We start from the raw sequence: 4,457 nt of genomic DNA on the forward strand, positions 1-4,457 counted from the left end.
ATTTGGTTGTCTGGGAGTATTATCGATTTTAACCGAGTAATGATGGCTTTACGAGTGCGATCGCTACGGACTCGTGTTTTCAACAAACAGGCTCGTGTTTTCAATAAACAGACTCGTGTTTTCAATAAACAGACTCGTGTTTTCAATAAACAGACTCGTGTTTTCAACAAACGGACTCGTGTTCTGAACCAATCATTGTTCACATAATAGCCAATTTGTATAGTGCGTAAGTCCTAAAAACATTAAATTAATCGCCCTTATTTTGAGGACTCAAGTCCACCCTACAGCCGCTCTTACGAGCGTCTACACTACGAACTTAATGAGGTTAAGTTAGTTCAGATTTTGCATCTGTGGTATGTTCCGCCAAGAAATAAATTTCTTGGCTAATAGCTTAACTCCACTGAAGTGGACTGGAATTCAATACGGTTTACTAACCCAAGTGTATTGGATTAGAGAATTATGGAGTTGAGCCAGATGCAGGTGCGCGCTGAGGCTGCTCCACACATTGAGTAACACCTTCTGCTAAGGGCGTAGAGTTACCATTCAATAATTTTTGATATTGGGATAATTTGATTGTGTAGACTTTGCCCTCTTCCACTACAGGTTTTCTATCTATAGGAGTTAACGGGTCGGGTGGCTTTGTGGCTGAAGTGATACCCTCTCCAACGGAGCATACCCGCAAAGAGATTGACTCATCTGAATTTTGCTCTTGTGTTGTGGTTGTTTTACGTTTAATAATTTTCAAAACACTACCAGGAGGTGCGATCGCTTGTTGTGGAGATGATATGTTTGTTAACTCGATATTAGTTGTAATTTGAATGACATTCAGGCGATCGCTTGGTGTAGATGGTACAACAGATGGCTCAAATTTCACAGAGGGAGTATTTGGAATTGTGGGAGTCCGTGGCCCGTTGTCTTCCTTACCAAAAATCCCTCCATTGAGCATCCATAAAGTTCCAAATAAACCAGCGCCTAGAACTGATCCTACTAGAATAACAAACTGTAGTGGTACAAATGCACGTCGCTGAAATGCAGGTCGCCGACTTGGCTGTATATCCGGAATTACTTGAGTTTTTTGACCATAACCACTTTTTGACAAATTAACAGTATTATTATCTGAATGTTGAGAATTACTTGAGTGTTGATTTGCTTCTCTTTGTCTAACAACTTTTTCTTCAATTTTTGCTACTTCTTGATTATTTAGTTCTAAGACTTTCTGAAACCGCCTTAATTCTTCGCGAATCTCCTCTTTTAAAGGATACTCATGCTGAATTACTTGAGTCAGCACCTGTTCATACTGCTGTAATTTTTGCCGATACGCTTCAATCTCAGCAATGATTCGGGTTTCAATTGAGGTAATATCTTGGTTATGCAAACCTAAATTTTGCTGTTCCTGTTGTAATTCATTGCGCTTGGCATCACTTAAGGGATATTCCAGTCGTGTTACTCTGGTAAATATCTGCTCATACTGCTTTAATTTTTGTCGATATGCTTCAATTTCAGCAATAATTCGGGCTTCGATTGAGGCAATATTTTCCTGATTCAGACCTAAGATTTGCCGTTGCTGTAGTAATTCGTTGCGCTTGGCGTCCCTTAAGGGATATTCCTGTTGGGTTGCTGTGATAAATGCTTGCTCATACTGCTGTAATTTTTGCCGATATGCTTCAATTTCAGCAATAATTCGACCTTCAATTGAGGCAATATCTTGGTAATGCAAAGCTAAATTTTGCTGTTGCTGCAATAATTCTTTACGCTTGTATTGACTTAAGGGATATTCCTGTCGTGTGACTCTGATAAATGTCTGCTCATACTGCTTTAATTTTTGTCGATACGCTTCAATCTCAGCACTAACACGGCTTTCAATAGCAGCTACATCTGCTTCTAGGAGTTGCCATTCCTGCTGCATTTGCTGAAAGCGCCTACGAGTTATTTGGCTGAGAGGATACTCCTGTCGCATTGCATCAGCTAATGCTTGCTCATACTGTAGCAAGTGTTGTTTGTAGGCTTCAATGCTTGCAGTAATTTGCGCCTCAATCGGTAGGGTATCTTCATTTCTAAGTTCCAAAATTTGCTGAAGATTCTGTCGTAGCGCATTTAGGTCACTTTCACTAATGGCTGGTTGCTGCTGAAGTGCGTCAGTGAAAGCTTTTTCATACTGCTGTAACTTTTCCCTAAATTGCTGACGAGAAATTGCCAAAGTATCATTTTCAATTACAGTTGCTTCTTCATCAGTCAAGCCTAAACGACTTTTTAACACGTCTAAAGTATAGCGACCGACAAAAGAAATCTCGCCACGCTTAATGTATCGTGCTACCTCTTTGCGATATTTCTGCTTAGGATCAACTAAGGGAACTTTTGTGAGGCGAATTTTAAAACCCTCTCGAATTGCATAGATTTCAGGCCTCATTGCTGGCTGTATTTCTGCAACTTTTCTGCTGGCATACTCATGCAACTCGTCAACTGAGATAAAATCATCATCATCCAAATCTGCCACCCCAGTTGTAATACCCTCAATCAAATAATGGGTATAAATTGAGAGGTCTAAACCTTCTTGTTCAAAGGAATATTGGGTTGAACTGGATGAAGTGAGAACAGCCCGTCCTTCTCCTCCTAGTTGTTCGCGAATATTTACAGTCCCGTCATCTTTAGCTGATAAACCCTCAGCAAAAGCACCACTAAAGCAACTGTCTAGAATTACAACTTGTCGTTTAGAACGACTGCGACTCATATTTTCATGTACAAAACTGGCTGCAACTGCGGATGAACGAATCAATTCTCCTTTGGGAGTTTTGCGTGTGGTGCGTGTTGCTAAATAAAGTCTACCAGTATCATCTTTAATACCATGACCTGAGAAGAAAAACAGCACTAGATCATCTTTCTGACGACCTGCAAAAAGATGCTCAATTGCTTCCTCCATCTCCTGCCGTTGGGGATTTGGTAGCATTATAATGTCTGTTTCTGCAAAGCCTCCGATTTCTGGGTGTGCCAGGACTCGCTGCATCGCCTCAATATCTCTGACTGCACTGGGTAGCGGATTTAAACCAGGCTCATACTCATTGACTCCAATCAGCAATGCTACCTTGGCCATGTTATCTCACCTACATTGATAAAAATTTCTGTGCAGCCTCAATTGCAGCTGTTAACTCAGCTTGACTACTGGCTTTCACCTTGAGTTTCTTCTCATTGGCTTCTACTTCCAGTTCGATTACTTTTCCAGAAAGGCGATCGCCTAAAAAGCCCATCAGTTTTTTGAAATTTGCTGGACTTACTTCAGCGCTAAGTATTCCTAGTAAAAATCCACCGAGTGCTTTATTACCTTCTGGTGGATTCGGATCAAGAACGCGATTCACACTTTCAACTTCATCCAAGCTTTTCATCTGATTTAATAGCTTCTGGGCTTCCTCATCACGTTCCTCTACATCTAAGTCTGGATCATTAAAAGTAATTGTTAGCTGAACATTAGAGTTGCTTGTCATCCCAACACCTTAAGAATATTAAAAATTAAATACTGCTAAAAAAATATATATAGTAACTACAACGCCATAATTTTAATTCCGTGTTCTAATTACGCAGTTTGCCCCATAATATCAGGTGAAATACCCAGAAATATATTTAAAATTTGTGAATTTTAATGGCAATTTAGGCAGATTCTAAAGTTTGGAAATAGAGTTTGCTGGTCTTATTAAGCGATCGCATTTCAATAAACCGCCACATGTCTACGCCCTCCCTCAATCAACATCAAGACATTTGTGACAGCACTAATGACTCCTGCAACCTATTCGATATATTCAACAGCATAATAAATATAGAAAAATACGAAAAAATATCTAAAAAAGTATTGCTAATAAGAATTATTCGTATTAATATACAAATAAGAGAGGCGTTCCCACCTCCAAGTAGACAACGCCTCTCTTACCCAACCTTTATTAAAGGTCTTATTAAATATGATGCCACAACCGATTCTTTGTCAAACACCCACAAGAGGTTTATTAAATTTAACTCACGCTCGTCAAATTCGATTTTGTGATCTTTATTTGCAGATGTCGTGGCGATTTGTCTGCTTCATTACCTGGAATAATGGCGATGAGCAAACCTTTGACGGTAAAGACGCCAAAGCCATTGCTCAAACAGTAAACAAAATGACACAAAGTAAATAGCAACAGAGAAAGATCCCCAGCAAGTTCTACAAAGTTGGGGATCTAATGTATTTGAATTTGTAAACCCATGTTTCTCCTCACCAATTCATCTGCTTTTGCAATGTAACAAATTATGATTTATTTATAGTGACGAGTTCCCTGTTCCTCTTAATTGCTCTGTTTTATCTTCGTCCTCGATCAACATCACACTGTCTAAAGAAGATATTAGAACTTACGCACTGTACAAATTGTCTATTCTGTGCATAAGGATATTTGGTTGTCTGGGAGTATTATCGATTTTAACCGAGTAATGATGGCTTT

4 protein-coding genes are annotated in these 4,457 nt (G+C 39.4%); 2 read left to right on the plus strand and 2 right to left on the minus strand.

The genetic code is table 11. The annotated features are described in order from the left end of the window. The coding region (locus B4U84_RS30210; RefSeq protein WP_165490229.1) for a hypothetical protein at positions 1-207 on the plus strand (207 nt) is incomplete at its 5' end. 250 nt (positions 208-457) lie between these two features. Here the strand turns inward: B4U84_RS30210 and B4U84_RS31390 are convergent. Together B4U84_RS31390 and B4U84_RS00185 are read right to left on the minus strand one after the other, a co-directional pair. Next, the gene (locus B4U84_RS31390) at positions 458-3,088 is read right to left on the minus strand and encodes a caspase, EACC1-associated type (protein WP_242677499.1); all 2,631 of its coding nucleotides are present in this window, start codon (positions 3,086-3,088) and stop codon (positions 458-460) included. Between the two features lie 10 nt (positions 3,089-3,098). Next, positions 3,099-3,476 (minus strand): hypothetical protein, encoded by a 378-nt coding sequence (locus tag B4U84_RS00185; RefSeq protein WP_131114862.1) that lies wholly within the window; start codon positions 3,474-3,476, stop codon positions 3,099-3,101. A gap of 471 nt (positions 3,477-3,947) precedes the next feature. Between B4U84_RS00185 and B4U84_RS00190 the strand changes: the two genes are divergently transcribed. Beyond that, complete coding sequence (locus tag B4U84_RS00190) at positions 3,948-4,157, plus strand: hypothetical protein (protein ID WP_131118619.1); 210 nt, start codon at positions 3,948-3,950, stop codon at positions 4,155-4,157. The last annotated feature ends 300 nt before the right edge of the window (positions 4,158-4,457 follow it).

This window comes from Westiellopsis prolifica IICB1 (assembly GCF_004323185.1).
Classification (GTDB): domain Bacteria; phylum Cyanobacteriota; class Cyanobacteriia; order Cyanobacteriales; family Nostocaceae; genus Pelatocladus; species Pelatocladus prolificus_A.

What these genes read in the sequence shown, in the direction of transcription:
- B4U84_RS31390 (WP_242677499.1), bottom strand. Translation starts at nt 3,088, where the DNA reads ATGGCCAAGGTAGCATTGCTGATTGGAGTCAATGAGTATGAGCCTGGT.
- B4U84_RS00185 (WP_131114862.1), bottom strand. Translation starts at nt 3,476, where the DNA reads ATGACAAGCAACTCTAATGTTCAGCTAACAATTACTTTTAATGATCCA.
- B4U84_RS00190 (WP_131118619.1), top strand. Translation starts at nt 3,948, where the DNA reads ATGCCACAACCGATTCTTTGTCAAACACCCACAAGAGGTTTATTAAAT.